This is a genomic window from Corynebacterium pilbarense, assembly GCF_026930265.1.
Taxonomy (GTDB): domain Bacteria; phylum Actinomycetota; class Actinomycetes; order Mycobacteriales; family Mycobacteriaceae; genus Corynebacterium; species Corynebacterium pilbarense.
Genome location: NZ_JANRML010000002.1, coordinates 311919 through 336888 on the forward strand (window position 1 = coordinate 311919; position 24970 = coordinate 336888).

Below are 24970 nucleotides of genomic sequence, written 5' to 3' on the forward strand. Positions count from 1 at the left end.
TAGGACTACACTGCTCGGGTGCCCCGGTGCCGTATTGGCCGGGGGCGGAAAGGATGCGTCTACGTGGTCGATTCCCTCATCGATTTCCTGCATACGCTCATGGCGATGCCGGTGTTTTACCCGCTGGTGACGGTACTTATTGTCGCTGATGCGCTGGCGCCTGTGGTGCCGTCGGAGACGGTGCTGAACTTGGCGGGCGCGTTTTCCGCCTCCCGCGGGGTGCCGAGCGTGTGGGGCGTGATCGTTGCGGCGATCATCGGCGGGATCATCGGCGACAACATCTGCTTCGCGCTCGGCGGCAAGCTCATCGGCCGGGTGGAGGCGCTGGACCCGGAGTCGAAGGCGGGCCAGGCGATCCGCTGGGTGCGCCGGAACATGAACCGCGGCGCGGGCGCGACGATTATCGTCGCGCGTTTCATCCCCTGGGCGCGCTGGGTGGCCACGATTGTGCTGGGGTCGGTGCGCTACAACTGGTTCAAGTTCGTCTTCTTCGACACCATCGGCGTGATTTTGTGGGCGTTTTTGAGCGTCGGCGTCGGCTACCTGGGCGGGCGCATCTTGCAGGACTACCCGCTGTTGGCGATGCTTCTGGGCGTGGTGCTCGGCTCGTCTGTCGGCTACCTGATTCAAAAGGGCCAGAACAAGCTCGCCGAGTGGCGTGACGTGCGCCAAGGGGTCAGCAACATATAAAAAACGGGGCTCCGAGCGGAAGCCCCGTCGATAAGCAAGGAGTGCTTAGAGCGCGCGCACCTGCTGTGCCTGCGGGCCCTTAGCGCCCTCGCCGACCTCGAACTCGACCTGCTGGTTTTCTTCCAGGGTGCGGAAGCCGGAGCCCTGGATTTCGGAGTAGTGGACGAAGACGTCGGAGGAGCCGTCGTCCGGGGCGATGAAGCCGAAGCCCTTTTCGGCGTTGAACCACTTCACGGTACCGGTTGCCATGGTGAAACCTTTCAAAAATTTGCGTAGAGATGTCGTCCACCAGGGCCTAACGGGTCCTGGTGCCCGCGTGCACAATCCTCGCGAGCACCGCTTCGGGCGCACACAAAATCTGTGACCGCCACCTAGTGTGCCATGAAGTGCGGGCCTTAGCACTGGGAACTGGCATACTTCCCTGTGATTATGGTTTCCCCGTTCGGTACTGAGCTGCTCGGCGCGCTGAAGCGCCGCCATCCTGCGGCGACGATCACGCATGTCGAGCACGTTCCCGCACGTCACGCCCGGTACAGCGAGTGGCCGGAGTGGGTGGAGCCGCGTTTGAAGCAATTGCTTATCGACGAAGGCTTCGCCTCCCCCTACCTCCACCAAGCCCAGTGCGCAGAACATGCGTGGCGCGGAGACGATGTGGTGGTGGCGACGGGGACGTCTTCCGGCAAGTCGTTGGGCTACCAGCTGCCGGTGCTGACCACGTTGGCGCAGGATCCGACGGCGTGCGCGGTATATGTGACGCCGACGAAGGCGCTGGGTTCGGATCAGCTGCAGGCCACGCTGCGGATGGTGCAGGCCGCGGGGCTGGAGGGCATCCACCCGGCACCTTACGACGGGGACACGCCCGCAGAATCGCGCGCGGGCATTAGGGAGCACACGCGCTACGTGTTCACCAACCCGGACATGCTGCACGCGTCTGTGTTGGGTTCGCACGCGCGGTGGGCGCGGGTGCTGCGGCATTTGAAGTACGTGGTGGTGGACGAGTGCCACTCCTACCGGGGTGTCTTCGGCGCGAATGTGGCGCTGGTGCTGCGGCGGCTGTTGCGCATCGCGGCCGCCTACGGTGCGTCGCCGACGGTGATTTACGCCTCCGCCACCGCGGCGGACCCGGCGGGGCAGGCTCGCCGGTTGAGCGGCCGCGAGGCGGTGGCCATAACCGACGACGCCGCCCCGGCTGGCGAGCGCACCATCGTGTTGTGGGAGCCCGGCTTCATCGAAGGGGCGGAAGGCGAAGGTGGCGCGCCGGTGCGCTACCCCGCCACCACGGAGGCCGCTTCGGTGTCCGCGGAACTGCTGCTGCAGGGCGCGCGGACGCTGACGTTCGTGCGGTCCCGGCGCGCCGCGGAGACGGTGGCGATGCGCACCCAGGAGCACCTGTCGGTGGCGGGCCGGGCGGATGTGGCCGAGCGCGTCGCGCCCTACCGGGCGGGGTATTTAGCGGAGGACCGCCGCGAGCTGGAGCGCCGCCTGGACTCCGGCGAGCTACTCGGGGTGGCGTCCACGAACGCGCTGGAGCTGGGCATCGACGTCGGCGGTCTGGACGCGGTGGTGATGGCGGGGTTTCCGGGCACGGTGGCGTCGTTTCGCCAGCAGGCCGGGCGCGCGGGCCGGCGCGGGCAAAGCTCGGTGGCGGTGCTGGTGGCCCGCGACGAGCCGATGGACACCTACCTGGTCCACCACCCCGACGCGCTGTTGGGCACGTCGGTGGAAAATTCCGTGTTCGACCCCACCAACCCGTTCATTTTGCGCGGGCACGTGTACTGCGCGGCGGTGGAGCGGCCGTTGAGCGAGGCCGACGTGGAGGCGTTCGGTGCGCGCGACGTGGTGGATGATCTGACCACGGCGGGCCTTTTGCGCCGCCGGCCGGCCGGCTGGTTCGCGGTGCCGCAGCTGGACGGCGAGGTCACGCCGGAGTCGGCGCACGCCTCAGTGTCGTTGCGTGGCGGTGTTGGTGAGCAGGTGATGATCGTGGATGTCACCGACGGGCGCCTGCTCGGCACCGTGGATGCGGCGCGCGCGATGAGCCAGGTGCACGACGGGGCGGTCTACATCCACCAGGGCGAGTACTTCGTGGTCCAAGCGCTGGATCTGGACGACTACGTCGCGTTGGTGGCGCCGGAGCGGCCGGACTATTCCACGCAGGCGCGCTCGACCACGGACATCACGATCCTGGGCAAGCCCCACGAGCTGGTCAATCCCGCGCCGGGGCTGTGGGTGGCCAGCGTGGACGTGGAGGTCATCGACCGCGTCACCGGGTACGTGGTGCGGCTTTCCGACGGCACCGTCAGCGAACACATCCCCCTCGACCTACCCGAGCAGCGCCTGGTCACCCGGGCGGTGGCGTACACGATCGACCCGCTGGTGTTAGACGAGCTGGGCATCACCGCCGGCGAGATCCCCGGTGCCCTGCACGCCGCCGAGCACGCCGCGATCGGGCTTTTGCCGCTTCTGGCCACGTGCGACCGGTGGGACATCGGCGGCGTGTCCACCGCGCTGCACCCAGACACGACGCTGCCCACCGTCTTCGTCTACGACGGCCACCCCGGCGGCGCGGGCTTCGCCGACGAGGGCTTCGCCCGCTTCCACGAGTGGATCGAGGCGACCTGGGAGACCGTGCGCTCCTGCGGCTGCGAGGACGGCTGCCCGTCGTGTGTGCAGTCGCCGAAGTGCGGCAACGGCAACCAGCCGCTGGACAAACGCGCCGCGTTAAAGCTGCTCGGCGCGCTTGTGACCATGACGGCGGGCGGGGCACCGCGCTAGGCGGAGTGTAGGTTACGGCCCGGCGCGGGCGGCGGCCTCCGCCCGGCGGCGGGTGGCTGCCACCACGACGTCGCCTGCGGTGACCTCGCAGGACACCACTCGCGCGCCGTTGAGCTGCGCGGTGCGATCGGCGTTGGCGCAGGCGTCGGCGCCGCGATACATCGCGGTCGCCCCGGCCGCCGCGGCGAGGTCCGCGGCAACGCGGGCCCGGTGCGTGTCAGACACGTGCACCCCGAACGCCACCACCGCCAGCGCGAGCGAGACCACGGAGGTGATGATGCCGGTGGCGGTGACGGTGGCGGAGCCGTCGCTAGAAAGCAGACGCATCTAGAACTCCACGGGGAACACGGCGGTGGCGCGCATGGTGCCGATCGGCGCCGGAACCGAGGCCGCTGCGGTGGCCAGGCCCGCGTTTTCGGTGACGGCGACCTCGCCGCAGGGCGCGGCGTAGTCCACCCCCAGGGCGTGGGCGCGGGCGGCGGCACCTGCGATGTCCACGGCCGTGATGTAGGCGGCAACGGTTGCGATCCCGCCCACGATCGCGGCGGTGACCACCACGAGAGCCGACAGCGACAGCGCGGTTTCGATGGTGCTCATTAGCCCGGCGTGTTGCTCAGCGCGTCGGTGATGACGCTTTCGATGGCGTTGGTGACGGCGTCGCCGTTGACCACGAGGTACAGCACGCCGGCGAGGGCCGCGGCCGCGAGGCTGCCAAAGGCGTACTCGATGGTCGACATGCCCTGGTCAGAGCGCATTTTCTGGGCTCTGGAGGCAGCGTACAGGTATGCGGTGGTGAGTGCGGAATTGAGATGGTGCATAGGAAAACTCCTTCTAGTTGATCAGTGAGGTACCGAGGCTGATCACCGCGGGCGCGAGCCCGAGGACGAAAAACGCCGGCAGGAAAAACGCGGTCAGCGGGATGGCGATGAGCACGCCCGCGCGTTCCGCTTTGGCTTTGGCCCGGTCCCCCGCGCCCGCGCGCAGCTGGGCGGCGATGCGCCCGCAGCCTGCGGCCAGCGAGGTTCCGGAGGTGGCGGATAGGGCAACAAGCCCGGCGAGATCCTCGCCGCCTGGCAGGTGGCGGATCTCGGCCCAGGCGCGCTGGGGTTCAACCCCCAGCGCCGTCAGCGAGGCCACGGTGTGCCACGGGCTGCGCTCGCCGTGGGTGTCGGCGACGGCAGCTGCCGCGGTGGCGGCGGGCAGGCCCGCTGAGACGCATGCCGCGAACAGTTCGATGTCGCTGGCGCAGCGCTCCGGATCGGCCCCTGTGGGGCCGTCACGGGGCGCCTTCGGCGTGGTTGCGGTGACCCGGCTGCCAGGCCCGGCTGGTGCCACGCACAGTGCCGCTGCGACAAGCAGTGCAGGAACAAGGCCGATCATGCGCTGGCCCCCTCGATGATGCGGCGCGAGACCGTAACCCCGGCGCACACCAGCGCGGTGCCGACAACCAGCAGCACCCCACCGAGCCCGCTGCCGGTGAGAAACGCCAGCGGTTTCGCACCCATCGCGGTGCCCATGAGCACACCGGCAATCGGCAGCAGCGCCAGCACCACGGCGGTGGTCTGCGGACCGGCGAGGGCTGCGCGGGTGGCGTCGCGGTGGCGGTTGGCGTGGTCGATGTCGTCGCGAAGTGCGGCGACCAGCTTCGCCAGCGGCACCCCGCGCGAGACCGACAGGGCCCACAGCGTGCCGAGGCGCTCAAGCTCCGGCACCTGGGTCTCCAGCGTCGCGCCGGAGCGGGCAAGCTGCGTTAAACGGGCTGCTTCTTGCTGCAACGGCGACGGCACCTGCTCGGCGGCACGCGCGAGCGCGTCCGGCATAGCGGCACCGGCCTGCAGGTTGGTGGACACCGCCCCGAGGTACGTCGCGGCCGCCTCGCTGCGCCGCCGGGCGGTGCTGTCGTCGCGGCGGGCGCGCAGCACGTGCACCAGTGTCGCGCCGGCCATGGCTGCGGCGACCACCAGGCTGACTCGACCGAGCACCACCGCGAAGCCACTCGCGAGTACCACAGTGGCCGGGATGAGCCGAGGCGCGGGCCGCAGGGTGCGCTCAACCACCCGGTACACGGGCGATGGCGCGGCGACGGCGACAGCGCAGGCGAGGAGCACCACGGTGATCATCGGGCCAGCTCCTCGTAGCCGTCCAGTTCGCCGCGCTCGGCGTCCCAGACCACCTTCGCGCGCACCGGCTCGCCCTCGAGCACACCGATCTGCTGGAGGTAGCGGGTGCCGTCGGTGCGCCGTTTGACCACCAGTACCACGTCGATGGCGGCGGCGAGCTGGGTGTGCAGCCCGGCGCGGTCCATCCCGCCGAGTGCGGCGAGCGCCTCGAAGCGGGCGGGCACCTCCTCGATGGAGTTGGCGTGCAGGGTGCCGGCGCCGCCGTCGTGTCCGGTGTTGAGCGCGGCGAGCAGGTCCACCACTTCCCCGCCGCGGATCTCGCCGACGACGATGCGGTCCGGGCGCATGCGCAGCGATTGGCGCACCAGGTCCGCGATCGTGATCGCGCCAGCGCCGTCGGCGTTGGCGCCGCGGCTGGTCAGGTTCACCACGTGCGGATGGTCCGGCGTTAGCTCGAGTGTGTCTTCGATGGCCACGATGCGCTCGGCCGGATCCGCCTCCGCGAGCAGGGCGGACAGCAGCGTGGTCTTGCCGGAGCCGGTGCCGCCGACGACCACGAACGCCTTTCGCTTAGCGACGATCCCCCGCACCAGCGCCGCCCTCTCATCGTCGAGAGCGCCGCGCGCCACCAAGTCGTCCAGCGTGGCCGAAGCGGTGCGCAGCACGCGCAGGGAGATGCAAGTGCCCGCCTGGGCGGTCGGTGCGAGCACGGCGTGGAAGCGCAGCAGGGTGCCGTCGTCGCGGGTGACGTGCCCGTCGCAGAACGGCTGCGCGTCGTCCAACCTGCGCCCGCAACTGACGGCCAGGCGGGTGGCGAGGCGGCGCACGGAGGCTTCCGAGTCGAACGTCAGGCTCGTCCGCTCCAACCCCTGCCCGGTGTCCACGTACACCTCGTTCGGGGCGTTGACGCAGATATCGGTCACGGCCGGGTCCGCCAGGATGGCTTCCAACGGCCCGGCGCCCGTGGTGTCGTCGCGAAGCTTGCGCATGATGTCTAACACCCCGATGTCGCTGATCACCACCGCTTCCTCGCGGATGATCGCGGCGATGCGCGCCGGGTCGGGCTGGGCCGGCTCATCGGCCAGGCGGCGCTTCACGCGGGCGAGCACGTCGTCCATTTAGGCCACCTCCCCCAGCACAGCCTCAGCGGCGCGGTTCAGCGTGCGCGGCAGCTTCGCCGGCAGGCCGGACTGGTCCAGCTGCTTGGTCAGCCCCCGGATCTGCTGCACCTGCGCGATCACGGGCGCTTTCGCCGTGTCCTCCACTTGTGCCGGCTCCAGCGACGCCCACGAACTCTGGCGCAGCAGCAGCGCGTTGGCCACCCCGGCAGCGTTGCACTCGGCGACGATCCGGGCGGCGGCAGCGGCGGCGCGCAGCTCCGGGCGCAGCACCACCACGGCGAGGTCGCACCGGTCCGGCAGCAGCGCAAGCGGCGTATCCACCGCTGTCAGGCCCTCGGTGCCGGCGGCATGGACCACCGCGTTGAGCTCCTCTGGCGAGAGCCGGAAGGGATCCGCCACGGTTGTGCGCGGAAACGTCAACAGGGCGGTGTCGTCCTCGGTGGCGGGCAGCGCCCCGCGCATCTCCGCGCGCGAGACCGCCCCGCCGGCGGTGAAATCGATGTCGCCCCAGCGCGCGCCGGGCGTGGCCTCCAGGCCCAGCAGCAGGTCGAGTCCGCCGGAGAACTGGTGGGCGTCGATCAACGTGGCGTCGCCGGCCACGCGGCACAGCACCGCGGAAAGCACCGAGGCGCCAGACCCGCCGCACGCGCCGAGGACGGCGACCACCTTGCCGCGCGCCGTGTGCGCCGCCGGTGCCAGCGCCAGCGCGCCGATGCTGCGCAGCACGTCCGCGGCCTGCGCAGGCAGGGCAAAGACGTCCTCGCGCGTCGCGGCCGGGGCGGTGTCCGCCACCACGGTGAACACGTTCGGTCCCCGTGGTTGGGGGTGTAGGGAGGGGGCCCGGAGGTCGTCGATAAGCAAGGCATGCGCCTTGGGTGCGTGGCGGGCGAGCTGGGTGTCGTCGGCGGCGTCGATGACCTTGCGGCCTGTGGCGGCGGCGATATGGATGGCTTCGGAGTGCAGCGCCGGGTCCGCGACCGCGACGACGATGGGGCCTGTGTTCGTGTGTGTCATGGCGGTAGCGTGCAACCGCGACAACCCGGAAACAATGGGCAAAATTTTTTCTGTGGATAACCCGCCCCATTTGCGGACGCTTCAACAATTTCCCTGTGGATAAGTCGCACCACACATCACACTGGTTTCTCAGCGCGTAGCTACGCAGCCGTAGGGATTGGGGTCTACACTGCAGGAGTATGTCTGCTAACACGCCGGTGGCGGCCTTCTTCGACCTGGACAAGACGATCATTGCGACGTCGTCCGCGTTCGCCTTCGGCAAAGAATTCCTGAACAACGGGATGATCACCCGCCAGGAAGCCTGGGAGCTCTACATCACCAAAGCGCAGTACATGCTGGTGGGACAGTCCAGCGAGAGGATGGACTCCACCCGCGACGCGCTGGCGCAGATGGTCGCCGGCTGGGACGTCAAGGACATCCAGCGCATCACCCGCGACACCCTGCGCGAGGTCGTCGCCCCCGCCATCTACGCCGAGGCGCGCCAGCTTATCGACGACCACGTCGCCGCCGGCCACCACGTCATCATCATCTCCGCCTCCGCGAAAATCCTGGTGGAGCCGATCGCCGAAGAACTCGGTGTGGACACCGTGGTGGCCACCGAAATGGCTGTTGAAAACGGCAAGCTCACCGGCGAGATCACCCGCTACCTCAAAGGCGACGCGAAGGCCGAGGCGGTGCGCCAGTTCGCCGCCGAGCACGACTTCGACCTGGACAACAGCTACGCGTACTCCGACTCCGCCACCGACATCCCCATGCTGGAGCTGGTGGGCAACCCGGTGGCCGTGAACCCGGACCGGGCGCTGAAGAAGCACGCACTGGCCAACGGCTGGCAGGCCCGCACCTTCAAAAACCCGGAGCCGTTGTTCCAGATGCCGAACGCACGCGAGGTGGGCATCGGCGCCGGCGTGATCGCGGGCGTGACCGCGCTGGCCGTTGCCGGCGTCTTCATCGCCCGGGCCATGGGTGGCGGCAAGGACGACGAACGCTCGGCGTAAGCAGCCTCGACTAACCGTGCCACTCGGCGAGGCGCTCGCGCAGCACCTGCCAGGACTCGTCGTGGGCGCGCCGGTTGGCCTCCTGCGTGCCGCCGAACATGATCTGCCAGCCGTTTTCCTGAGCCTCAGAATCCTCGAAGAAGATGTGGCCCGCATCGTCGTAGACGTGCGCTTCGGCGCGCGGGGACTGCTCCGCTAGCGCACGCGCAGCGACGTCGGACTGCCACATCTGGTCGTCACCCGCGCCGAAGAATACGGCGTTGCCGTCGAAGCCGCCGAGATCAATCCGGGCATCGTCGCCCGCCGATCCTGCCGCCCCCTCGTAAGTTGGCCGGTAGGACGCGGGGTATGCCGCAATCATCCGCCCGAACATCTTCAGCCCGGTGAGCACGCCGGACTGCCAGGAGGAGGCGAACGGCACTGCCTCGCCGCGCAGGGTGAACGACGGCAGGTCCTGGCCCGAGGAGAAATCCAGTCCGCTGTAGGAGAAGTGCGCGGGCACGAACCCGACAAGGTTATCCACCGCGAACCCGTTGGCGGCCAGCAGCGCTGCAAATTCTGCACCCTTGGAGGTACCCATGACCGTCACCGGCGATGGATCCGCGACATGCTCGCGGATGTAATCAGTGACCTCGTCGAACTGCTCCAGGGGCACCTCGGCCAGCGTCGGGCGCTGGTTGTCCTGGCCGAAGAAGTACAGGCTGAGCACTTCGTAGCCGTCCTGGGCCAGCGTTTCGGCCCGGGCGTAGTCCGGCGAGCCCTCGGACCCGCCGTAGACCACCACCACGCCGCGGCGCGCCTCCGCGCCCTCGGCGGGCAGGAAGTGGAAGCCGTTGAGGTACTCGCCGGAGATCTTGCGCACCCGATCGTTTTCCGGGTACTCCTCCCCGCTTGCTCCGCCCGAGGCTTCCATCTGCGCGATCGGGTACTTGTTCGCGTTGTACGCGCGCAGGCCAGCGACCACCAGCCCCAGCGCCACAACCACGGCAACGCACCACGCCGCCACTTTGCCAATACGTCTCAGCGCCCTCATGCTCTACATTTATACCCCGATTCGGGCAAATGCCTCCATACATCGCTAACATCGTGTGAAGAGTTTCCAGGCACCTTCCCGGGTGCCGTGTATAAGCCACCCAGGAAGGTGAACTACAAGTGAGCAACGAAGGCCTCTACACCAGCGGCTCCACCGCCGTGAACGCCAAGGTGGACTCCATCCCGCTGCGCGACACCTACGCCACCCAGCCGGGCAACGACTCCATCGGCACCCTGATGTCCAACGCGTCCCAGCAGGTCTCCACCCTGGTCCGCGGCGAGATCGAGCTGGCCAAGGCCGAGGTTGTCGGCGAGGTGAAGAAGGGCGCGATGGGCGGCGGCCTGTTCGCCGCGGCCGGCGTGATCGCGCTGTACTCCACCTTCTTCCTCTTCTTCGCCATCGCGGAGATGCTCGCGTCCTGGATGCACCGCGGCTGGGCGTTCCTGATCGTTTTCCTGGCCATGCTGGCGCTGGCGGGCCTGCTCGCTTTCATCGGCTTCAAGAAGGTCAAGAAGATCAAGGCGCCGGAGAAGACCATCGAGTCTGTCAACGAGCTGAAGAACCTCAAGCCGGGCCAGGCACAGAAGAACCTGGCAAAGGACGAGGCTGGTCTTTACACCTCCACCGGCACCGGCTCCTCTTTGCCGCGCACTGGCTCCACCGCCGTTAACCGCTAACGCACGCTTGCGTATCCGCGGGGCGCGTTAAGCTCCGCACATCCCCTACGCGCTGCTGCACTTGGTGTGCAGTCAGCGCGTATCCCGTTTCTGAGGTGTCCAGCGACGCCCCGAAGATCATGCCCGCGACCTCACCGTCCGCAGTGAGCAGCGGCCCGCCGGAGTTGCCCTGGCGGATGTTGCCGCGGATGGTGTACGCCTCGCGCTCCACGCGCCCGGTGGTGTAGATGTCCGGGCCTGCGATGTCCAGCTTGCCGCGGATGCGCACCGGCGCCGCCTCAAACGGGCCGGAGCGGGGGTGGCCCATCACCACGGCGTCATCGCCCACTGCTAGCTCGTCGTCCGCCCACTGCAGCTCCGGAAGACCCAGCGCCTCGGCGCGCAGCACCGCAATGTCGGTGTCGGGGTCGAACAGCACCACCTGCGCGGGCTTGACTCCCACCACGGTGTCCAGGGCCACCCGCTCGGTGCCGGCCACCACGTGCGCGTTGGTGAGCACGTAGCCGTCCTCGATGACAAAACCGGTGCCCATGAGGCGCCGCCGGCAGGTTTCCGCATCACCCATCACGTGCACCACGCTTGGGCGCAGCTTCTCCACGACCCCCGGGGCCACCACAGACTCATCCGGCGCCGCCACCTGCGCCCCGCCCGGCGATTGGAAGGGCGAGACCAAAGGCGGTAGCCCGGATTCGTCGAGAAGCGCGGCGAACCTCGCCGGCAGCTTCGAGGCCGCCTCGGGGGCGGCGGCGTCGATGGTGCCGAAGACGCGGGAAGAGCGGATGCCGTCGCCGATCTCGCCCGGCACCGAAGCTGCCAGCGGGATGGAGATGAACCACAGCACCGCCGCCACCGCCACCGACTGGAACGTCGCGCCGAGCGCGGAATCCAGCGTGCGGCGACCCTTCGAACGCACGCGCCCGCGCAGGTTCCCGCCGACGGTGACGCCGACCAGGTTTCCCAGCCCCACAAACAGCACGACCAGGGCGATGAGCAGGACGATGCGCACCGTCTGGGATTCCGACAGGTCCAGCGTGAACGGCGCCAACGCAAGACCGATGACCAGGCCCGCCACAACGCCAACAGCAGAAAGCACCGCGGACAGCGCCCCCTGACGCCAGCCGCTGATAAAGGCGGCGACGACGGCGAGCGCGAGCAGGACGTCGATAACCAGGTGCATTTCGGTGATGTTACCGCTCACGGTTGGCAGAGCGCGCCAGCGCAGCCCGCAAGTCGCCGGGCTTTTCGTCCCAGGGCCGCACCCAGCCGCCCAGCTTCAGCACCACGGCGAGCAGCACCCCGGTAAAGCCCCACACCAGAAACTCGCCCGCCCAAAACGCGGGCCCCGACCACTCCTTGATGCCCAGCATCGCCCGGTTTCGCGGATCCACTAGCTCGCGAACCGGCACGAAAAACACCGCGTCGGTCTCCTCCTCGCTGGCCGGGTAGACCTCGCCCGGCTCCGGGGTGAACGCCACCACGGGGCGCACACGGCGGTTGCTGCCGCCGGTGGTGGCCGCGTCGAGCATGGCCAGCGGGATCACCCGGTCCGGGTCCAGGCCGGTTTCCTCCCACGCTTCACGCAGCGCGGCGCCAACCGGCCCGCCGTCCGCGGCGTCGATGTGGCCGCCAGGAAACGCCATCTGCCCGGAGTGGCTGCGCATGCGCGGGGTACGGTGGGTAATCAGCACCCGCGCGTCTTCCGGCAGCTCGGTGGCGCGCGGGTCGCCGGCGAACAGGATCAGCACCGCGGCTTGATCTGCGCCGTCTTTTTGCGGCACGCGCGGCGATAGGAGCCTGCGCGGGATCTCTGCCCCGCCATCCGCGATGGCCTCAAGCAGCGGCACGAGCCACCTGGGCGCGCGGTCCGGGCGCAGCGGCACGTCCACTTACACGGCCCCCTCGACCGCCTCGGCGAGCTCTTCGGCCGAGGTGAATTCCCTGGCAAACACCGCCACCTGCTCTCCGCCGCGCAGCACCACCGTCACCGGCACCACTGGCGGCAGCCCCTGCGCCGCGGCGAAGGCGCCTGAGTCGTCCTGGTAGCTGGGCAGGCTCACGCCGAGATCCTCCAGCAGCGCCGCGCCGTTGCCGGCGTTTCGGTCCGCGTGCACGCCCACCACGGTGTACTCCGGGTGCGTCCGCGCGAACTCCTCTACCGCCGGCAGCTCCGCGCGGCACGGGTCGCACCACCAGGCCCATACGTTGACCACGGTGATCTCCTTGGCTTCGCCGGCCACGTCCCCGCCCAGGCACGGCAGGTCCAGCCCAGCCGGGCAGTCGGGCCGTTGAGGCACTTGCTTGTCGACGGCCACAGGTTCCCCCGGAGGTTGATCGTCCATAAGCAAACTGCGCACCCCGAACACGAGCAGCACCGTGGCCGCCGCGATGACCGCAACACTCACCCAGATCGCGCGCTTCATACAAGCCCCAAAATATGCTCGCGCTCCGGGCCCGTGACCAGGCCCGCGGCTGCCTCCGGGGCCACCGGGCCGGCGCCAAAGCTGGGGCAGTCGAACGCGATCGGGCACACGCCGCACGCCGGTTTGCGGGCGTGACAGATGCGGCGGCCGTGGAAGATGATGCGGTGGGAGAACATGGTCCACTCGCGACGCTGGAGGAGCTCGGCGATGGCATGCTCGATCTTCACCGGATCCGTCTCATCCGTGAGCATGAGGCGGCCCACCAGCCGTTGGAAGTGTGTGTCCACCGTCAACCCCGGGATGCCGAACGCGTTGCCGCGCACCACGTGCGCCGTCTTGCGGCCCACCCCCGGAAGCGACACGAGATCCTCCAGTTTGGTGGGCACTTCCCCGCCGAAATCGGTGACAAGCTTCTGTCCCAGGCCGATCAGATTTTTGGCCTTCGAGCGGTAAAAACCGGTGGAGCGGATCAGCTCCTCCACCTCCGCCTGATCCGCTTCTGCATACGCTTCGGCGGTGGGGTACTTGGCAAACAACGCCGGGGTGACCATGTTGACGCGCACGTCCGTGGTCTGCGCCGAGAGCACCGTTGCCACCAGCAGCTCCAGCGGGTTGGAAAAGTCCAGCTCAGCGTGCGCATTTGGGAACGTTTCCGCCAGCGTGCGGTTGATGCGGCGGGCCCTCCTGGTGCGCCCTAAATCCGTCTCCGCCCCCTTCGCCGCCGGGTGCACCCCAGGACGGCGGTGCTTCTTCGGAGAGGTGGAGGACATGACGGACATGCTAGTTACCCGTGGCGTAAAATGACACCTATGAATGTGATCCTCGTGCTGCTGGTCCCGCTTGTGCTCGGGGCGTTCCCACTGGCGATGGAGCGGCTCGAGGCGCGCGTAGTGGATTAACACCAACTTGGCCAACCACCTGACCAAGACTGCAAACGGGTGGTAAAGTGCGAAACGCACTGTGACGGCTGCCAAAAAGTTACGCGAAAGTGACTGTAACCACTACCCCTGGCCGTCCCGCAATGAGGAGGATTCATGGAAGGTGTACAGGACACACTCGCCCGCGCCGGCATTTTCCAGGGCGTGGACCCGGAAGCCGTAGCCGCGCTGATCAACGAGATGGACACGGTGACCTTCCCCAAGGGCACCACCATCTTCGACGAAGGCGAGCCCGGCGACCGTCTCTACATCATCGTGGACGGCAAAATTAAGCTCGCCCGCCACGCCCCAGACGGCCGTGAGAACCTGCTGTCCGTGATGGGCCCGTCCGACATGTTCGGCGAGCTGTCCATCTTCGACCCGGGCCCGCGCACCTCCTCCGCCGTGTGCGTCACCGAAGTCACCTGCGCCACCATGGACTCCACCATGCTGCGCACCTGGATTGACACCCACCCGGAAATTTCCCAGCAGCTGCTGCGCGTGCTGGCCCGCCGCCTGCGCCGCACTAACGCCTCGCTGGCGGACCTCATCTTCACCGACGTGCCCGGCCGCGTGGCCAAGACCCTGCTGCAGCTGGCCAACCGCTTCGGCACCCACGAAGGCGGGGCGCTGCGCGTCAACCACGACCTGACGCAGGAAGAAATCGCCCAGCTCGTCGGCGCCTCCCGCGAGACGGTGAACAAGGCACTGGCCACCTTCGCCCACCGCGGCTGGATCCGCCTGGAGGGCAAGAGCGTGCTCATCGTCGACACCGAGCACCTGGCCCGCCGCGCCCGTTAGCACGAAGCGACAAAGCTCCGGCTTTTCCATTTAAGGGAGAGGCCGGAGCTTTGTCGATTGTCCCCGTCGTAAAAGCTGACACTCGGGCGGAATTCGACCGCTAAACCCCCAGGTGGGAAATCAGCGCTGTCAGCTTTTACGACGGGCGCCCCTAGGGCGCGGCCTTCAAGTAGCGCAGGGCCACGCGGGTGGACTGCTCAGCGGCGCCGCGAAGCACCGGGTCGACGTCGTCGTAGATCGCGTCGACCAGCGTGTTGATGTCGGCGTTTTCGCCGTGGATCTTCAGCGCCTCGCGGATCTGCTCCAGGCGCTGGTTGCGGCGGTCGATGTACTTGCGGGCATAGGCCGACAGGTCCGCGCCCTCGGGGCCATGGCCCGGCAACAGCGGGATGTCCTTGCCCTGCTCTTCCAGAAGCTCCAGGGAATCCAGGTACTTGCCCAGGTCGCCGTCGGTCTCCGAAATCATGGTGGTGTGGCGGCCGGCGATGGTGTCACCGGTGATGATGCCCTCCAGCTCGGTGGAGTCCGGGTCGCCCGGGTAGACGTAGAAGCACACGGAATCGCTGGTGTGGCCCGGGGTAGCCACGACCTTCAGGCGTGGGGTGATGCCGTCGACGGCGACCACTTCGCCGTCGACAAGCGGATCAGCCCCCGAGCTGTACTGCGGGTCCAACGAGCGAACCGGTGCACCAGTGAGCTGACGGAAACGCTCCGCGCCATCAGCGTGATCGTGGTGGCGGTGCGTGAGCAAAATCAGCGCCACCTCCCCCGCCTTGGAGTGGAGGACGTTGAGGTGGCCCTCGTCCTCCGGGCCCGGATCAACGACGATGCTTCGCTGATCCCCCTCACCCCTGATCACCCAGGAGTTGGTCCCCTCGAGCGCCGCGTAGCTGGGGTTCGGCGCCAGGACCACCGCGGCGTTGGCGGTCACAGGGCGCAGTTGGCTGTAAGCGGGATGTTGCATGTGCCCCAGCGTACCCGCTTAGCAGCCGTTTATTGGAGTTCTAGCTCTTCAGCTCGACGACGAGCTCGACCTCGACCGGCGTGTCCATCGGCAGCGCCGCCACGCCCACTGCGGACCGGGCGTGCGCGCCGGCCTCGCCGAAGACCTCCTGCAAAAGCTCGGAGGCGCCGTTGATCACGGCGGGCTGGCCGGTAAACGCCGGGTCAGAGGCGACAAAGCCGACGATCTTGAGCACACGCGCGACGTTGTCGATGCACACGAGGTCATCCACCGCGGCGATAGCGTTGAGCGCGGCCTGGCGGGCGTAGCCGTAGGCGGCCTCCTCGGTGACTTCCGCGCCGACCTTGCCGGTGGCGGGCAGCTTGCCGTCGGTAAACGGCAGCTGGCCGGACGTCCACACCTGGTTGCCGGCCTGGACAGCGGGCACGTACGCCGCCACAGGCGCGGCGACGGCGGGCAGCTCGATGCCCAGTTCCTTCAGACGGTCAGTCCACATTTACTCGACCTCCCGCTTCATGTAAGCGACAACGTTGTCCTGGGTTGGGCCCGGAACGACGGAGACGAGCTCCCAGCCGTCCTCGCCCCAGGTGTCCAGAATTTGCTTGGTGGCGTGCGTGAGCAACGGAACCGTTGCGTACTCCCATTTCGTCATGGCACCCAAGACTACCTACAGGCCGACAACTTCGCCGCCGGCGGACAGGTGCTCCGCCCAGTCGGTCACGTGCGGGTTCTTCCGCAGCACCGCGCGGCGCTGACGCTCCGTCAGCCCGCCCCAGACACCGAACTCGACCTTGTTGTCCAGCGCGTCCGCTCGGCACTCGGTGAGTACCGGGCACGCGCGGCAGATCGCGGCCGCCTTACGCTGCTCCGCGCCGCGCACGAACAAGGCGTCCGGGTCCTTGCCGCGACACTGTGCGTGAGTTACCCAATCCCCCCGGTCAAAAACGAGATGTCCGGATGCGTCGCACTTGCGGGACGTGGTCCGTTGTGCGTTTCGCTGCGTCCTGTTACCCAAAGCCGTGCTCATAGCCGTGCTCCTTTTCTCGTTCGCCTGCGCCGCCTCCTGGGCGCAGCTTTACACATCTGACCGCATATCTCCGGTCCCATGTAAATGTAATCACATAAAAAAGTTTGCTGTCGAATGGATCACATTTTCGGGGGGTCTTTTATATTCCCACGCACAGGCCCAGTCATTTAAGGTATTGGCGTGTCCGCACTGAAATCCCTAGGAAGCCTCCTGGCCGCGCTCGTTGCTGCGGCGCTGGCTATTGCCCTGTGCCTCGCTCCTGTCGCAGGCCTGGGCGGCGCCGCCGTCGCCCGCACCGACGAGACGATGCAGTCCAATCTCTCCGACCTCACGCACGGCGAAGTCCCCGGCGTCACCACGATTAACGACGCCACCGGCGCCCCCATGGCCTGGATTTTCAAGCAACGCCGCTACGAGGTGGCCAGCGACGGGATCTCCCAGCACGTCAAAGACGCCCTGGTGGCAACGGAGGACCGCCGCTTCTACCAGCACGAAGGCGTGGACATGCAAGGCTTCGCCCGCGCGATGGTGACCAACGTGCTCGCCGGTGGTGTGGAGCAGGGCGCGTCCACGATCAACCAGCAGTACGTGAAGAACTACCTCTGGCTCATCGACGCGGAAAACGAGGAAGAGGCCAACGCCGCCACCGAGCAGTCCATCCCGCGCAAGCTGCGCGAGATGCGCATGGCCTCCGACCTGGACAAGACGCTGGAAAAGGACGAGGTGCTGACCAGGTACCTCAATCTCGTCTCCTTTGGCAATCACGCCTTCGGCATCGAGGCGGCGGCGCTGACGTACTTCGACGTCCCCGCCCGCGACCTCAAGCCGGAACAGGCGGCACTCCTGGTGGGCATCCTGCAGTCCGTGGAAGCGCTCAATCCGTACACCAACCCGGAGGGAGCCACCCAGCGCCGCAACGTGGTTTTGAACAACATGGCAGCCCAGGGCTACATGGATCAGGCGGAAGCGGACCGCCTGGCCGGCACCCCACTGGGCATCTTGGAGCGACCGAAGACGCTGCCACAGGGCTGCATCGCCGCCGGCGACAAGGGGTTCATGTGCGACTACGCCCTGCGCTACCTGGAGGACAAGGGGCTGGACACCGAGACCATCCTCAACGGCTCTTACACCATCACCACCACCTTGGATCCGGCGGTGCAGCAGGTGGCCAACAACGCGGTTCGCAACAATGTCAGCCCCTATGCCCCGGGTGTGGCCGAGGTGATGAACATCGTCCGCCCCGGCGCTGATTCCCGCGACATTATGGCCATGGCGTCCTCACGGTTCTACGGCCTGGACCTGGACCAGAGCCAGACGATCCTGCCGCAGCCGGTGTCGCTGGTAGGTGCCGGCGCAGGTTCAGTGTTCAAGATCTTCACCGCCGCCGCGGCACTGGAGCAGGGCTACGGTTTGAACACGATGCTGGAAACGCCGGTGCGCTCGGTGCTTTACGGCATGGGCGGCGGCGGCGCAGCCAACTGCCCGCCGGGTGCCTACTGCGTGGAAAACGCCGGCACTTACGCCCCGCGTATGACGCTGCAGGATGCGCTGGCGCAGTCGCCGAACACCACGTTTGTGGAGCTGATCCAGAAAACCGGTGTGACGCCGGTGGTTGACTTGGCGGTGCGCCTGGGCTTGCGCTCGTACGCGGACGAGAACTCGTTCGGCGACGGCCGCTCCATCGCCCAGGCGGCAAAAGATGAGAACATGGGCGCCTTTACCTTGGGCCCGCTGGCGGTGAACGCGCTGGAGCTGTCCAACGTGGGCGCCACCTTGGCCTCGGGTGGGCGTTGGTGCGAGCCGAACCCGATCAAGGAAGTGCTGGATCAGCACGGCAAGCAAGTCTTTATCGACCGTCCCGCCTGCGAACAGGCAGTATCCCCGGAGGTCGCCGGCGCCCTGTCGCACGGTATGTCGAAGGACATTATCGACGGCACCGCGTCCGCTTCTGCCCGCAACAACGGCTGGTCAGCCCAAACGGCCGCGAAGACGGGCACGACGGAGTCCCACCACTCCACCGCGTTTTTGGGATTCACCCGCGGCATGGCGGCGGCGCCGTACATCTACAACGACGGTGTGCAGTCCACCCCGCTTTGCACCCAGCCGGTGCGCCAGTGCCAGTACGGCACCCTGTTCGGCGGCAACGAGGCCGCAGACACCTGGTTCCAGGCTGCGGCCGGGGTGCCGGGTGCCGCGGCTGGTGGTTTGCCGCCTGCGAGCCCGGCGCACGTGCGCGGCACCAAGCGCGGGGCGCTGGACGCGGTGGTCGGCCAGTACTCCTCCGCCGCGAAGTCCCAGCTTGAGGCGCAGGGCTACGTGGTCACGCTGAACACGGTTTACGGCGCCGGCGCGCCGGCTGGCACGGTGGTCTCTGCGGTTCAGGACGGCGCGAATACCACGGTGACTCTCAACATCTCTGACGGCGCCGGCGCTACCAGCGCTAGTCCCACCGCGCCGCCGACCACCTCGCCGGCGCCCACGTCGCCGACCGCGCCGCCTTCGCCAAGCCCCGCTCCCCCGCCGGGCATCGAGGGGCTCGAGCAATCGCTCAACGACGCCCGCGATGCCATCGCCGACGCTTTCGGCGTCGGCAACGACGCCGGCAACGACGCAGCCCCGAACTAGCTCAGGCGGGCCTTGACGGCCTCGGACAGGCGCTTGCCGTCGGCGCGGCCTGCAGCCTTCGCCGTGGCGGCCTTCATGACCTGCCCCATCTGGGCCATGGATTCGGCGCCGGTTTCGGCGATAGCTTCGTCGATAAGCTTGGCAAGCTCCTGGTCATCCAACTGCTTCGGCTGGTACGCCTCGAGGATGCCCGCCTCCGCGAGCTCGGCGTCCGCGAGGTCGTCGCGGCCGTTGGTTTTATAAATGTCCGCGGACTCGCGGCGCTTCTTGACCTCACGGGCGATGATCTTCTGAATCTCCGCGTCATCCACCTCGTGCTTGGAGCCCTCGGTCTCGGCGGTCTGGATCGCGGCCAGCAGCATGCGGATGGTGCCGGTGCGCTCCTTTTCCTTCGCCTTCATGGCTTCCTTGAGGTCTGCGCGGATCTGGTCTTTCAGTGCACTCATGCATGCGAGATTACAGTGGTGCGGGTGAAGAAGTTGACGGGAATCGGAGCACTTTGCCTATCGACGGGCGCCGCCGCGCTGACGTGGGGGTACCCCCAACGCAACAATTTCCAGCTGCGCGAATACACCTTGCCCCTGCTCGCACCGGGTGTGTTGGACGGGCGGGATGCTTTCAAGGTGCTGCACATCTCCGACCTGCACATGATCCCGGGACAGAGGCAGAAGGTGGAGTTCGTCTCCAGCCTGGACGAGCTCGAGCCAGACCTGGTGATCAACACCGGCGACAATCTGTCGGATGTCGGCGGCGTGCCGTGGGTGCTCGACGCCCTGGGCCCGCTGCTGAACCGCCCGGGCGCGTTCGTGTTCGGCACCAACGACTACTGGGCGCCGCGGCCGGTCAACCCGTTGAAGTACCTGACCGGGGCGAAGCGCGAGCCGTCGTACGAGGATCTGCCGTGGGAGGGCATGCGCGCCGCGTTTGTGGAGCGCGGCTGGCAAGACGCCACCCACGCCCGGCTGGAATTCAAGGCGTCCGGGGTGCGCCTGGCGCTGGCGGGCGTGGACGACCCCCACCACGAGCTGGACCGCTACTCCGAGGTGGCAGGCGCGCCTAACAGGGACGCGGATCTGTCCATTGGCCTGCTCCACGCGCCGTACCGGAGGGTGCTGGATTCATTTGAAACCGACGGCTACCAGCTTGCCCTGTCCGGCCACACCCATGGCGGGCAGATCTGCCTCCCCGGTCAGCGCGCGATTGTAACCAACGCCGACATCGACCGCGAGCGCGCGTCCGGGCTGCACAAGTACGGCAAGATGTGGATGGAAGTTTCCAATGGCCTGGGCCAGTCCAAGTACGCGCCGGTGCGGCTGTTCTGTCCGCCGTCCGCGAGCCTGATCCGCGTGGTGGAGCGAGGAGAATAGGCCGACCTACCTGGTGTTTTGGCCGAATCGCCACCCGGGGGTAATGTGTTGCCAGTACCGCGGGCGAGAGCCTGCAGATACAACCGGGATATGGCGCAGCTTGGTAGCGCGCTTCGTTCGGGACGAAGAGGTCGCAGGTTCAAATCCTGTTATCCCGACCACCTCAACGGGTCGATGACCTGCATTTACTTCAAATGCAGTGATTCGGCCCGTTTCTTTTGTGCTTTGTTTGTGGGTTAAACGACAAAAAGTGTGTCTGATTCAGCGTGTCGTGGGGGTTAGATTTGGCCTTTTTGGATGCCGATTGAGTGTGTGTAGTTGGTGTCGATAGCGTTGTCGTAGAGGGCTGGTCGTCCTGTTTCGTGGTCGGCTTCGTTCTCGTTTCGGGTCAGGGTGGATACTTTGGCGAGTTGGCCCTGGCCCCAGTCGGACTGACTGGCGATTCGTACTGGATCGTCAGGCAGTTCCGTTTTTAAGTAGAGCCACCAATCCAGCATGCAGCGTTGTCGTTCACCTGATCTGCCCCGGTGGGTTCTGGCGAGCAGTTTGAGCGGTTGCGTCCCTTAGTGTGGTGTAACGATTGCTGATGGTGGGCCCTTGAAAATAGTGGGGCGGCCACCGCCAGTAACCTTTCGACTCAACTACCACATCTCACCGAAAGGCACATGACGATGACCGCTGCACCGCATTCTATCGACCCGACAACCTATCTGGATGATCTGCTCGCTCAAGCCTCTCCTGATTTGATGCGCCAGATGCTGCAAGGGTTTATCAACCAGATCCTCTCCGCCCAGGCAGACACCGTCTGCGGCGCCGAATACGGCGTTGCTTCCACCGAGCGGGTCAACCACCGCAACGGGTACCGCCACCGCGACCTTGACACCAGGGTCGGCACCATCGATGTGGCGGTGCCGAAGCTGCGCCACGGCGCATTCTTCCCGGACTGGCTGTTAGAGCGCCGCTCACGGGCCGAACGCGCACTATCGACCGTGATTGCCACCTGCTATCTCAAAGGGGTCTCCACCCGCCGAATGAACGATCTGGTGGCAACCCTTGGGATTTCCAACATGTCGAAATCGCAAGTCTCGCGCATGTCGGAAGAACTCGACGAGATGGTCGCCGATTTCAAAAACCGTCCCCTGGATCCCGGCGGGTACGCCTACTTGTCGTGCGACGCGCTCACGATCAAAGTCCGTGAAGGCGGCCGGGTGGTCAAATGCTCAGTGCTGCTTGCCACCGGGGTCAACGCCGACGGCTACCGGGAAATGCTCGGCATGCACGTTGCCACTGCGGAATCCAACGCGTCGTGGAAAGGCTTCTTCCAAGATCTGAAAGCCCGCGGACTTCGCGGGGTCTTCCTTATCACCAGTGATGCTCATGAGGGCATCCAGCACGCCATATCTGAGGTGCTGCCTGATGCATCGTGGCAGCGGTGCCGGACACATTTTGCGAAGAACCTCTACGAAAAGGTGCCGAAGACACAGTGGCCGATGGTCTCTGCGATGTTCCAGACGATCTTCCAGCAACCCGACGCTCAATCCACCTGGGGACAAGCCCGCGAAGTCGTCGACTTGTTGGAGCCGAAGTTCCCGCAGGTTGCGGCCTATCTAGAAGAGTCGCTCGATGAGGTGTTGGCGTTTACCGCAGCGCCGAAACCAGTCTGGACGAAGGTGTGGTCAAACAACCCCACCGAGCGGTTAAACCGGGAGATCCGCCGGCGCACCGATGTTGTGGGTATCTTCCCGAACCGTGAATCGATCATCCGGCTTGTTGGCGCGGTTCTTGCCGAGCAACACGACGATTGGATCCAGCAAAAACGCTACATGTCACTATCCGCACTCGAGCACACCAAACACCTCATGCACCAAACTGGAGGTGAACATGGCGAACCTCACCAGCTAACCGCCTAACCAAACCCCCAACTTCATAACGAGCCGAAAGCACAAACGGCTACACCACTACACGGGACTTGACCCCATGCACCGGTTTTGGGATCTTTGACCAGGGTTTTCTCGTCCATCCATGACCGGTAGATCGTGGAGAACTCGTGCAGCTGCGCACCCCATGCAGCGGCTGCATCCAGCGTGGTGATCCGGGTCAGCTTCAGCGCAAGTCGGTAGATGGTGCGCCCGGCATCGGTGCGTGGGTTACTGGTGGTGTAGCGGCGTACCACGCGTTGGGCGTGGGCGAGGCAGCGTTGAATTTTCGTAGTCGGCCAGCACTTTTTGATCGCGCTGTATGCGCCTTGGCCGCCGTCGATGACGGCGATGAGTGGGGCTTCGATGCGCTCAAGCAGCAGTTGGTAGTCGCGGGTGGTTTCGTGTTTGCACCAGTGCCAGGCAATCACGTGGTCGATCGTCGCCGCGACGATCAAGCAGCCGCCAGCGGTGTAGGTGCCGTCAAGGAAGATCTGGTCGTAGACCCGCTTGTCGTGGCCGGCGGTGGGGTCAGGCACATCAACGAACCAGAACGGTTCGAATCGACGTTGCATCGTGCGCGGTGAGCACCCCACACGGCGGGCAACGGTATCGAGGCTGGCGCCGGTGGTGAGGTGGTCGATGAAGACGGTGAACGCCGCCGCGTTGGTGATGTCGCTTCTGCGTTTCACGCTGGAGGCGCCGCATCGTTTGCAGCGCCACCTGGTGGTGCCTTTGCTAGTGGTGCCGTTTCGTTTCATTTCTCCGCCGCAGTGGCAGCGTGGTTGGTTCTTTGACATTGCGACACCACACCACGCCGCACATAGCACATCACGGCAGCCACACCGCGGATTGAACGCTCGAGACCTAAATATATGCCCCCGAAGCATATATTTCCCTGAAACCTACAGGTCAAACCCTGAAAATCGTCGATTCCAGACACACTTTTTGTCGTTTAACCCTTGTTTGTCACCTGGCTACCGGGAGTTGTTGGACATGCAGGTCGCCACGGCTGAGTCCACTGCCTTTTGGACTGGGTTCTTCCGCGACTGAATCGCCCGTGGCCTGACCGGGTTTTCCTCGTCACCAGTGATGCACATCTTGGTATCCAAGCAGCCGTTGGTCACTGCTTACCGCAGGTGAGTTGGCAACGGTGCCGGACCCAATCCGCGAAGAACCTCTACTCGCAGGTGCCGAAAACACAATGGCCGACGCTATCGGCAATGTTTCACACTCTCTTCCAGCAGCCCGACGCTGACAGCGTCTGTGCTCAGGCCCGTGAGGTTGTAGAGTTCTGCGGGCAAAAATTTCCTCATGTGGCCGACTACCTGGAGGAATCACCCGATGCGCTGTTAGCTTTTTACTACTGCACCGAAACCGGTATGAACCAAGATCTGGTCTAATAACCCCACCGAACGGCTCAACCGAGAAATCCGACGTCGCACCGACGTCGTCGGGATCTTCCCAAACTGTGAAGCCGTCATCCGGCTGGTCTGGGCCGTCCTGGTGGAACAACACGATGAGTGGATCCAGCAAAAACGCTACATGTCGCTGACCAGCCTGACCCAGACCAAGGAAATCATCGCTGCCAACCTCGTCGACGACACTCCCACCGACAGCAAAAAGATCGCCGCCTAATGCTAACCCACCCCCGCCCCCGAGACGGCCCCAAGCACCCGCCCCCGAAACTAACCACATACCCGAAAGCCAAATACACCACTTCCCAGGACTTGACCGAACACCTTCTCCCACTGCGGTCTTTGGGAGCTCCCCGAGGACTACGTTCTTTGTTCCAGACCTTGCGTGCCTCCGTCCCAATCGCGGGTACGTTGCTGGTTCCACAAGGGGAGCGTATTTGTTCCGTAATTGTTACGGTACCTTTGCCAGGGCATTGGAAGAGTGGAGGTGCAAATTTTGGCTAGCTCTTGGTTTCCAATTTTGATAACTCTCAGCGCCTCAGTGGTCATGGCTACTGCAAGCTATTCCGCATGCAGACGCCGTCCCAATCATCCGCTGGTTAGTGATCGCTCGATTTGGGGAGCGGTTTTATTCGCTATTTCTTTCGTCAGTTACCTAGCTTCGGCGACGTTGCTGTTACTTTATGGAATTAACGATAGCGCTATAGTTGCCGCTACAGCAGGGCTCTTTATTTGTGCTTTCGCTTACGCTGCAACGAAGCCGAAACATGACCAAGATTATCTGTAGGCATGGATCAACCTAAGAAGGTGAAAGCGTTCTGGATGACTGAGTAACTTCTTGCTCGATGTCAACGTGCATGCTGCGACGAGCTCATCGCGGGGCACTTAACTGACCGACCGGATGCTCACAAGGTCCAACGTGGACTGATTTCTTCGCTTCTTTCGTGCCCGTCTCATGGCACATTCTTGTCACCCGTTTGTCACCCAGGGTGACGATACGAGACAAACGAGACGAGGGTGTCAGGAAGTTTGTGTGTGAGGCTCTGATCTAGAAGGAGTTTCACCGATAATGACTACGGTGTCACCGAAG

At 65.9% G+C, this 24970-nt stretch carries 26 protein-coding genes, 1 tRNA gene and 3 pseudogenes; 10 read left to right on the plus strand and 20 right to left on the minus strand.

Translation table 11 applies throughout. From position 1 onward, the window contains the following. Positions 1–63 precede the first annotated feature (63 nt). Positions 64–690: a DedA family protein gene (locus NUW87_RS03430; RefSeq protein ID WP_239217796.1), complete on the plus strand. Its 627-nt coding sequence runs from the start codon at positions 64–66 to the stop codon at positions 688–690. Between the two features lie 45 nt (positions 691–735). Here the strand turns inward: NUW87_RS03430 and NUW87_RS03435 are convergent, their stop codons facing one another. After that, positions 736–939 carry a cold-shock protein gene (locus tag NUW87_RS03435; RefSeq protein ID WP_034996968.1) on the minus strand — a complete coding sequence of 68 codons (204 nt, stop codon included), beginning with the start codon at positions 937–939 and terminating at the stop codon, positions 736–738. Positions 940–1119: 180 nt separating this feature from the next. On the opposite strand from NUW87_RS03435, the gene NUW87_RS03440 reads away from it, so the two are divergent. Beyond that, positions 1120–3465: a DEAD/DEAH box helicase gene (locus NUW87_RS03440; RefSeq protein WP_269027215.1), complete on the plus strand. Its 2346-nt coding sequence runs from the start codon at positions 1120–1122 to the stop codon at positions 3463–3465. Positions 3466–3477: 12 nt separating this feature from the next. Here NUW87_RS03440 and NUW87_RS03445 read toward each other — a convergent pair whose 3' ends face one another. The 7 genes from NUW87_RS03445 to ssd form a co-directional block, all read right to left on the minus strand. Beyond that, on the minus strand, positions 3478–3792 hold the full coding sequence (locus NUW87_RS03445; protein WP_269027216.1) for an Rv3654c family TadE-like protein: 315 nt from the start codon (positions 3790–3792) through the stop codon (positions 3478–3480). Beyond that, the gene (locus NUW87_RS03450; protein WP_269027217.1) at positions 3793–4062 is read right to left on the minus strand and encodes a hypothetical protein; all 270 of its coding nucleotides are present in this window, start codon (positions 4060–4062) and stop codon (positions 3793–3795) included. Then, positions 4062–4220: a DUF4244 domain-containing protein gene (locus NUW87_RS03455; RefSeq protein ID WP_228496346.1), complete on the minus strand. Its 159-nt coding sequence runs from the start codon at positions 4218–4220 to the stop codon at positions 4062–4064. Before NUW87_RS03455 ends, NUW87_RS03450 begins: the two co-directional genes overlap by 1 nt. A gap of 76 nt (positions 4221–4296) precedes the next feature. Further along, positions 4297–4845 carry a type II secretion system F family protein gene (locus NUW87_RS03460; RefSeq protein WP_034996959.1) on the minus strand — a complete coding sequence of 183 codons (549 nt, stop codon included), beginning with the start codon at positions 4843–4845 and terminating at the stop codon, positions 4297–4299. Further along, on the minus strand, positions 4842–5585 hold the full coding sequence (locus NUW87_RS03465; protein WP_269027218.1) for a type II secretion system F family protein: 744 nt from the start codon (positions 5583–5585) through the stop codon (positions 4842–4844). The genes NUW87_RS03460 and NUW87_RS03465 overlap by 4 nt, the downstream gene beginning before the upstream one ends. Further along, entirely contained in the window at positions 5582–6703 is a 1122-nt protein-coding gene (locus NUW87_RS03470; protein ID WP_239217786.1) for a TadA family conjugal transfer-associated ATPase, read from the minus strand. Before NUW87_RS03470 ends, NUW87_RS03465 begins: the two co-directional genes overlap by 4 nt. Continuing rightward, entirely contained in the window at positions 6704–7720 is a 1017-nt protein-coding gene (gene ssd / locus NUW87_RS03475; protein WP_269027219.1) for a septum site-determining protein Ssd, read from the minus strand. A 179-nt stretch (positions 7721–7899) separates the two neighbouring features. On the opposite strand from ssd, the gene NUW87_RS03480 reads away from it, so the two are divergent. Next, positions 7900–8715 (plus strand): HAD family hydrolase, encoded by an 816-nt coding sequence (locus NUW87_RS03480; protein ID WP_269027220.1) that lies wholly within the window; start codon positions 7900–7902, stop codon positions 8713–8715. A 10-nt stretch (positions 8716–8725) separates the two neighbouring features. Here NUW87_RS03480 and NUW87_RS03485 read toward each other — a convergent pair whose 3' ends face one another. Further along, positions 8726–9748, minus strand: a complete 1023-nt coding sequence (locus NUW87_RS03485; RefSeq protein ID WP_269027221.1) for an alpha/beta hydrolase — start codon at positions 9746–9748, stop codon at positions 8726–8728. A gap of 119 nt (positions 9749–9867) precedes the next feature. Between NUW87_RS03485 and NUW87_RS03490 the strand changes: the two genes are divergently transcribed. Next, entirely contained in the window at positions 9868–10425 is a 558-nt protein-coding gene (locus NUW87_RS03490) for a phage holin family protein (RefSeq protein ID WP_063937799.1), read from the plus strand. Here NUW87_RS03490 and NUW87_RS03495 read toward each other — a convergent pair. From NUW87_RS03495 to nth, 4 genes are read right to left on the minus strand one after another with little or no spacing between them, the layout of a single operon-like run. Continuing rightward, positions 10415–11602, minus strand: coding sequence for a MarP family serine protease (locus tag NUW87_RS03495; protein WP_269027237.1), 1188 nt, complete (start codon positions 11600–11602; stop codon positions 10415–10417). The two genes, NUW87_RS03490 and NUW87_RS03495, sit on opposite strands and share 11 nt — an antisense overlap. 10 nt (positions 11603–11612) lie before the next feature. Then, positions 11613–12311, minus strand: a complete 699-nt coding sequence (locus tag NUW87_RS03500) for an NUDIX hydrolase (protein WP_034996947.1) — start codon at positions 12309–12311, stop codon at positions 11613–11615. Then, a complete protein-coding gene (locus NUW87_RS03505; protein WP_269027222.1) occupies positions 12312–12845 on the minus strand; it encodes a TlpA family protein disulfide reductase in 534 nt (177 codons plus the stop codon). Then, complete coding sequence (nth, locus tag NUW87_RS03510) at positions 12842–13615, minus strand: endonuclease III (RefSeq protein WP_269027223.1); 774 nt, start codon at positions 13613–13615, stop codon at positions 12842–12844. The genes NUW87_RS03505 and nth overlap by 4 nt, the downstream gene beginning before the upstream one ends. A gap of 264 nt (positions 13616–13879) precedes the next feature. On the opposite strand from nth, the gene glxR reads away from it, so the two are divergent. Then, positions 13880–14563, plus strand: a complete 684-nt coding sequence (gene glxR, locus NUW87_RS03515) for a CRP-like cAMP-activated global transcriptional regulator GlxR (protein ID WP_034996942.1) — start codon at positions 13880–13882, stop codon at positions 14561–14563. Positions 14564–14714: 151 nt separating this feature from the next. Here the strand turns inward: glxR and NUW87_RS03520 are convergent, their stop codons facing one another. From NUW87_RS03520 to NUW87_RS03535, 4 genes are read right to left on the minus strand one after another with little or no spacing between them, the layout of a single operon-like run. Next, the gene (locus NUW87_RS03520; protein WP_063937803.1) at positions 14715–15527 is read right to left on the minus strand and encodes an MBL fold metallo-hydrolase; all 813 of its coding nucleotides are present in this window, start codon (positions 15525–15527) and stop codon (positions 14715–14717) included. A gap of 40 nt (positions 15528–15567) precedes the next feature. Beyond that, positions 15568–16023, minus strand: coding sequence for a RidA family protein (locus tag NUW87_RS03525; RefSeq protein ID WP_269027224.1), 456 nt, complete (start codon positions 16021–16023; stop codon positions 15568–15570). Beyond that, positions 16024–16179 (minus strand): Sp36 family protein, encoded by a 156-nt coding sequence (gene sp36, locus NUW87_RS03530; RefSeq protein ID WP_076590059.1) that lies wholly within the window; start codon positions 16177–16179, stop codon positions 16024–16026. Positions 16180–16194: 15 nt separating this feature from the next. Beyond that, positions 16195–16554: a WhiB family transcriptional regulator gene (locus NUW87_RS03535; protein WP_034996937.1), complete on the minus strand. Its 360-nt coding sequence runs from the start codon at positions 16552–16554 to the stop codon at positions 16195–16197. Between the two features lie 180 nt (positions 16555–16734). Here NUW87_RS03535 and NUW87_RS03540 point away from each other — a divergent pair, with 180 nt between their 5' ends. Then, positions 16735–19179, plus strand: a complete 2445-nt coding sequence (locus NUW87_RS03540) for a transglycosylase domain-containing protein (RefSeq protein WP_269027225.1) — start codon at positions 16735–16737, stop codon at positions 19177–19179. On the opposite strand, the gene NUW87_RS03545 is transcribed toward NUW87_RS03540, so the two are convergent. After that, positions 19176–19625, minus strand: coding sequence for a GatB/YqeY domain-containing protein (locus NUW87_RS03545; protein ID WP_269027226.1), 450 nt, complete (start codon positions 19623–19625; stop codon positions 19176–19178). The two genes, NUW87_RS03540 and NUW87_RS03545, sit on opposite strands and share 4 nt — an antisense overlap. A gap of 24 nt (positions 19626–19649) precedes the next feature. Here NUW87_RS03545 and NUW87_RS03550 point away from each other — a divergent pair, with 24 nt between their 5' ends. Beyond that, the gene (locus NUW87_RS03550) at positions 19650–20546 is read left to right on the plus strand and encodes a metallophosphoesterase (protein WP_269027227.1); all 897 of its coding nucleotides are present in this window, start codon (positions 19650–19652) and stop codon (positions 20544–20546) included. Between the two features lie 84 nt (positions 20547–20630). Next, positions 20631–20707: transfer RNA gene (locus NUW87_RS03555), tRNA-Pro, on the plus strand. A gap of 117 nt (positions 20708–20824) precedes the next feature. Here NUW87_RS03555 and NUW87_RS03560 read toward each other — a convergent pair. Beyond that, positions 20825–21097, minus strand: a pseudogene (locus tag NUW87_RS03560) (IS1249 family transposase); the annotation flags it as partial. Between the two features lie 120 nt (positions 21098–21217). On the opposite strand from NUW87_RS03560, the gene NUW87_RS03565 reads away from it, so the two are divergent. After that, on the plus strand, positions 21218–22456 hold the full coding sequence (locus NUW87_RS03565; RefSeq protein WP_269027228.1) for an IS256 family transposase: 1239 nt from the start codon (positions 21218–21220) through the stop codon (positions 22454–22456). 56 nt (positions 22457–22512) lie between these two features. Here NUW87_RS03565 and NUW87_RS03570 read toward each other — a convergent pair. Continuing rightward, positions 22513–23262, minus strand: a pseudogene (locus NUW87_RS03570) (IS1249 family transposase); the annotation flags it as partial. Positions 23263–23437: 175 nt separating this feature from the next. Between NUW87_RS03570 and NUW87_RS03575 the strand changes: the two are divergent. Then, positions 23438–24100, plus strand: a pseudogene (locus NUW87_RS03575) (IS256 family transposase); the annotation flags it as partial. Between the last annotated feature and the right edge of the window lie 870 nt (positions 24101–24970).